General features: G+C 28.5%; 6 protein-coding genes. 5 read left to right on the forward strand and 1 reads right to left on the reverse strand.

Going from position 1 to position 5,896, the window contains the following annotated elements:
* Positions 1 to 814: 814 nt before the first annotated feature.
* Entirely contained in the window at positions 815 to 1,897 is a 1,083-nt protein-coding gene (gene mobV, locus KPL55_RS24955) for a MobV family relaxase (RefSeq protein ID WP_216309465.1), read from the forward strand.
* 270 nt (positions 1,898 to 2,167) lie between these two features.
* On the opposite strand, the gene KPL55_RS24960 is transcribed toward mobV, so the two are convergent.
* Positions 2,168 to 3,268: a replication initiation protein gene (locus KPL55_RS24960; RefSeq protein WP_216309466.1), complete on the reverse strand. Its 1,101-nt coding sequence runs from the start codon at positions 3,266 to 3,268 to the stop codon at positions 2,168 to 2,170.
* Positions 3,269 to 3,951: 683 nt separating this feature from the next.
* On the opposite strand from KPL55_RS24960, the gene KPL55_RS24965 reads away from it, so the two are divergent.
* The 4 genes from KPL55_RS24965 to KPL55_RS24980 all read left to right on the forward strand — a co-directional run bounded on the left by KPL55_RS24965 (position 3,952) and on the right by KPL55_RS24980 (position 5,758).
* Positions 3,952 to 4,440 carry a hypothetical protein gene (locus KPL55_RS24965; RefSeq protein WP_216309467.1) on the forward strand — a complete coding sequence of 163 codons (489 nt, stop codon included), beginning with the start codon at positions 3,952 to 3,954 and terminating at the stop codon, positions 4,438 to 4,440.
* 51 nt (positions 4,441 to 4,491) lie between these two features.
* Entirely contained in the window at positions 4,492 to 4,902 is a 411-nt protein-coding gene (locus KPL55_RS24970) for a hypothetical protein (RefSeq protein ID WP_216309468.1), read from the forward strand.
* A 351-nt stretch (positions 4,903 to 5,253) separates the two neighbouring features.
* Positions 5,254 to 5,508: a type II toxin-antitoxin system Phd/YefM family antitoxin gene (locus KPL55_RS24975; RefSeq protein ID WP_216309469.1), complete on the forward strand. Its 255-nt coding sequence runs from the start codon at positions 5,254 to 5,256 to the stop codon at positions 5,506 to 5,508.
* Complete coding sequence (locus tag KPL55_RS24980) at positions 5,501 to 5,758, forward strand: Txe/YoeB family addiction module toxin (RefSeq protein WP_216309470.1); 258 nt, start codon at positions 5,501 to 5,503, stop codon at positions 5,756 to 5,758. The genes KPL55_RS24975 and KPL55_RS24980 overlap by 8 nt, the downstream gene beginning before the upstream one ends.
* The last annotated feature ends 138 nt before the right edge of the window (positions 5,759 to 5,896 follow it).

A 5,896-nucleotide genomic window follows, 5' to 3' on the forward strand; every position in this document is an offset into this window, starting at 1 on the left:
CAATCTAAAACACTCAACAAAAGGCTCTAAATACACCTAAGTTCAAGTTTCAAAATGAAATTCGGAACTTTCCTATTGCTTCTGGTGACAGCTATGTTCTTCATACCCCTTCTAAAAACTTTTGCAAGCAAAAGCGAGCCGACAAGTCGGTTTTGAAAAGACGTTATTGTATTACTCCATAGTGAAATATTAAAACTGATCTTCTTGAAAATAGCCACATAAAGTACTAAAATATACTTATATAAATAATACAAAATCACTATAGTTTTCAACTCCAATTGGTCGATACACCCCTAGTTGGAGTTGAAAACTAGCATGTTTTAATATACCAAACCCAGCAACTCCAACGGATGCATTATGTATCAATTGGAGTTGAAAAATAGGCGGACAAAAGGACACAAAAAGAGCAATAAAAAATCGCAAGCGAACGCAAAATATTTGCTTTTTTTATTAGCCAGTGTACTTTTGTCCGCCTACTTAATTTTTTAGAAATATAGTTTTTAAAAGATTAGCAATAGGGTGGAATTATAAAATATATCTCCCAAATTGCATGCATGGTCATCTATATTTTTTTGTGCTGCTCTTTTGTTTATCCATTTCCCTTTTAGCTTTGCTTATTGAAATTAGATTAATTGGAACTACGAGTTATTTAGTGTTTGTAATATGGCTTGCCTTATTATTCCCCCTCGGAGAGCACATCTTTACGCTAGTAAAGTCTACTGTGTTATACTTTACATTAAAGTTATCAGTCGCTATCGCTCCTTTAAGATAAAGTGACCTGTTAAATTTAACATAAGGATGGGGTGCATTTAATTTGAGTTATGCAATTATTCGAATACAAAAAATGACCATTGGAACAGTCAAAGGAATTCAGATCCACGACCAAAGAGAAAAAGAATTTAGTCATACTAATTCAGATATAGACTTTTCAAAATCAAACTTAAATGAGGATTTATATAATTCTAAAAACATAAATTATAACCATGAAATTAAAAATAAAATCAAAGAATTAAACTTGACTAGAGCTGTTAGAAAAGATGCTATTGTTATGTGCCAATCATTAATAACTTCTGATAAATCTTTTTTTGATAACTTATCTTCTCAGGAACAAAAGCAATTTTTTAAAGATAGTTTTGAATTTGTAAAAGAGACCTATGGTGAAAAAAATATAATATCAGCAAATATTCATTATGATGAGAAAACTCCACATATGCATATAAATTTTGTACCAATAACAAAAGATGGACGATTATGTGCTAAAGACCTTTTTAAACGTGTTGACCTCATAAAACTTCATGATAATTTTTCTAAACATTGCAAGGAGCATGGCTATGATTTAGAAAGAGGTGAGAGTAAGGGTGATTTAAAAAAGCACCTAAGTGTTGAAGACTTTAAAATTAAAACTAAACAAGAGGACTTGGAAAAAAGTAAGATTGAATTTAACAAGGCTGATAATGAGCTTAATGTTAAATCTAAGCGATTAAAAAATTTAACGACTAATATATTCAGTTTAGAGCAAACAAGTGTTAAAAAGAGCTTTATAGGTTCTAAAATAACACTTCAAGAGGATGATTATAATAAAATATTAAAATTAGCCGAAAAAGGAGTGCTAAATGAAACTTCTTTGAATGAATTAAAACAAGTTAATGCCTCGCTTGAAAGTAATAATTTAAGTTATCATAAAGAATTTACAGAGTACTCTAATAAATATTTAAAATTAAAAAAAGAACATAAAAAGTTAACTGACAATGTGGTAGGTTTAATAAAAGAACATAAAATAATGATTACTGTTTTAGATAAACATAATTTAATGCCAGAATTCAAAAAAGAGCTGAAAAATGAAAAAGAAACTGAAAGAATTTCAAGAAAAAGCAAAAGTGAAAGTTTAGAAAGATAAAACGAAAAAAATATGTTAACGAAAACTACAAAATAGTTATTGTTAACATATTTTTTTATATAAGTGTAGCTCTTTCAACTGTTAACAAGTGTTAACAGTGTTTTGTTAACAAGTTAACTAGGTTAACCGTTCGTATTGCTATGTTTTAAAGTTAACCAATTTATTTAGATTAATTATTTCAATAAAAAAACACTAAATATTCTAGTCATTCCAACCATTTTGGACACTAACTATGAGTTATTTAGTGTAATACTTGTAATTTACTTAAAATTATTCAATTGTACCTTGCTGATATTTTTCCCCAACATCATCCTCTTTTGTTTTATCCCAGCCTAATAATCTTCTTTCTAGCTTATCAAAATCATATGATCTTTGCTCATAATCATTAAAACTACCATTTTGGGCCTTACCCTTAAGTTGCTGATAGTCCCTTTTTATTGCATCACACATCCACCCAACTATTCCCTTTATTCCAGGTGTAACTTTAGCAATTTCATATTTTTCTTTAATAATATTTATGTTTCCTTTGGCAGTATCTAATATAGATTTAGCTTGTAGTCCTGATATGTTCTCTTTGAATATGCTTTTAACCCCGTTTATAAGCTCTGTAAAGCGTTTTTCTTCTTCATTGGTACATTTGCCCTCTAAAGTGACACAAACTTCCTCAATAGCCTTATTTTTAGTTTTATTAGCCTTTATGTAAAATCTAATCGCTTTAATACTTCTACCCTCTTTTATTTCTTCAAATTCAAAAAATATATCGGTTTTTTCATTTATTTCTTTCTGTGTTACAAGTAAAATTCTTTTTTTCAAGTTGTAATATCTATTATATTGATTTTCAATACCTAAAAACTTCTTCAATTCTTCAAGATCATATATTCTTTCTCCTACTTTTTCATACTGTTTTAAAATCTCATAGAGTTTCAAACTATATTCACTATTCAGATCAGTTATATTTTTTAAACGATATTTAGTATATTGTTGAAGTTGTAAATAGTATTCTATAAGCCTTGGATGGAAGCTTACAGCCACTTTACCCTCATTATCATAATATTTTATTCCTGAAAGCCATACTGTTTGAAAATCTCCATCACTTTCATGGATAGTTACTCTTTTACTTAGTAATAACCCACTTGCTCTCTTGATCCTGCTATAAAAATTTTTATTTGTACTCAAATTAACATCCAAAAGTTTGGCAAAATCTTTAATACTTATAATATAATCCTTAAATTCTTTATCTAAAGGATTGACCATTGAAGATATTGCTAATATAAGTTTTAATTCTCCTAAGTTTAGTTTATAACTTGCGTTAATGAGTCTATTATCTTTACAAATCCAAGACTCCTTATTTAACATTAATTTATTTTCCAATATATCACCTCATTAGCTATATATTACTATATAGCTACAATGTTGTCAATGTAGCTATATATACCCTCCAGTTGTAGTTCTTACCCTCCAGTTGTAGTTGTTTATACCCTCCAGTTGTAGTTGTTTACCCTCCAGTTGTAGTTGTTTACCCTCCAGTTGTAGTTGTATGACCCCTTGTAAGTACTGGTATAAGCCACTTTGAGAGAACCGAAAACAAGGTTAAAACAAGGTTAAAACAATCTTTAAAACAACAACTGTAGTTGTGAGTTAAAAAATGATTGAATTTAACTATACTCAAAAGCAAAGCTAGAAGGAAAATGGATACGACCAAAGGTAAAAATTCTAAACTTAAAAATGACCATGCAAGCAATTTGGTAGCTATAAAATAAAGATCACCACCCTATCACAAATTATCTTTATTTACTAATTTTAAGCGTGTACTAAAATATTGGACTTACGATTAAGTGAAGCAGTTGAAAACTCTACGAACAATTTATGTTTGGTCAGCAAGATGACTTTTCAATCTTATATAGGAGATGGCAGCTAACTGCAAAATTAAATAACTAATCTCTAAAATTATTTTAATGACTTCCTAATTAATTGCTATTATATGTATATCTTTGTGTGGTACACTTGTTTTATTGAACGTATTAACACGTTCAGTAACGTGGGAGGATGTACATATGCGTACAATTACACAAGTTGCAGAGGAATTAAAGGTATCACGTAGAAAAATTTATGATGAAAATGAAAAACTAGGAATTAAAACAATCAAAGAGGGCCGAAATAGCTTTATTACTGATACAGATTTCTTGAAAATTTCAAAAGACTTAGAAAGTTATAAAGAAACGTTCGGTAACGTTAAGGAACGTGTGAGTAATGTACTTGAACGTGATAGAAACCTAATAGAGAACAATATATCAGATAGAGAATACACCGATCTAAAAGAGAGAATTACTTCTTTGGAAGAACAATTAAGAATGAGGGATGAACAATTTATAAAACAACTCCAATCTAAGGATGAACAAATTCAAGCGAAAGATTACCAAATAAATGGACTTATTCAAAGTAATTTTAACTTTACTAAAGCTCTAAATCTTCCATTGGAAGAGGTTGCAGTTACTAAAGAAGTTAAAAGAAATATTTTCAATAAATTCTTTAGAAAAGGATAAAATAATTTCAAGAAAAAGAATTATTTAAAAAACATTTAGGGTGGGATTGATATGACAAAAAAAGCGTTTGAAGACCTATGCATTATGGATGGTGGGTATAAAAATATAAAATATGGAGTTAGGACATTGCTGAAATTAGAAAATGAACCTAATACATTTTTGCACTTTTATTTTGAAGAGGGTACTACAGATGAGGACATATTTAATATGAAAGTTGCATTAAAAAATACAGATAAAAGATCATTTAAAGTTACATATAATGCTAATATTCCTAACTCTAAGGAGCTTTTAAAATATCTTTTAACATTCAAAATAGCACTTGAATATCGAGATGAAAATGATGATATTTACAAAGTGTTTTCCTATAATTTCATAGATAATTTTGAAAAAATACGTAATTTTTATAATATTAAAGTCAACAAAGACTTTTATAAAATCATCAACAAATATTTTAATTTATAAGAGAATTATAAAGGAATCAAGAAAAGGCGGGATAAGGGCGCTCCGCTTTTGAAAACAGATTACAGGCGAAGCCAGTAACATCAAAGGTTTAAGTAGTGATGCACATTGATATCTTCAATTGAATTATGATGCAAAATTATAAAATAATGCCATAGAACGTAGATATATCAATACTTTAGAAGTGATGCTCGCTCAGATTAAATGGAAAATTTTCAAAAACTCTAATAAACCTTTATAATCAGCATATATCCTTATTTTTAAAAATACTTTTATAATAATTACATTCCCAAATATTATTTTTTTGCATATATTGTACAGAGTAGTGTACAATATATTTGTGGAGGTGATTTTATGATCGCTATAGGTTATTCAAATGTAAGACAAAATTTTAAAAATTACTGCGACAAAACTACAAAAGATTTTGAAACCATTATTATTACTCGTGAGCGTGGCGATAATGTGGTTATGTTATCGGAATCAGCATACAACAACCTTTTGGAAAATTTGTACGTTAGAAGTGATCCTGCCTATTATAATGAACTGTTGAAATCTATTAATCAATTAAAAATGGGAAAGGGATTAAAAAAGGAACTTCTTGATGAATAAAAATTTTTCAGAGGTATCTTGGGAGCATTATTTATATTGGCAGTTAGAGGATAAAAAAATATTAAGAAAAATTAACGAACTTATAAAAGATATTGAAAGAAACGGAAATGAAGGTCTAGGAAAGCCAGAGCCATTAAAACATGAGTTGTTCGGTTATTGGAGTCGAAGGATAACAGAGGTTCATAGACTTATATATAGTATTGATGATGAAAATATCTATATTGCAAGTTGCAAAGGACATTATCACTAATTTCAAAAGAAAAAAAAAAGGTTAACACCCAATGTCATTAAGTTAAGAAATTAAACCAATAGTTTTAAAACAGAGTATGTTTAAAAATGCATACCCTGTTTTTTTTATATAATTTTTTAAACAAATTCCAGAAAATTT

This window comes from Clostridium lacusfryxellense, assembly GCF_018861735.1.
Lineage (GTDB): Bacteria > Bacillota > Clostridia > Clostridiales > Clostridiaceae > Clostridium_AD > Clostridium_AD lacusfryxellense.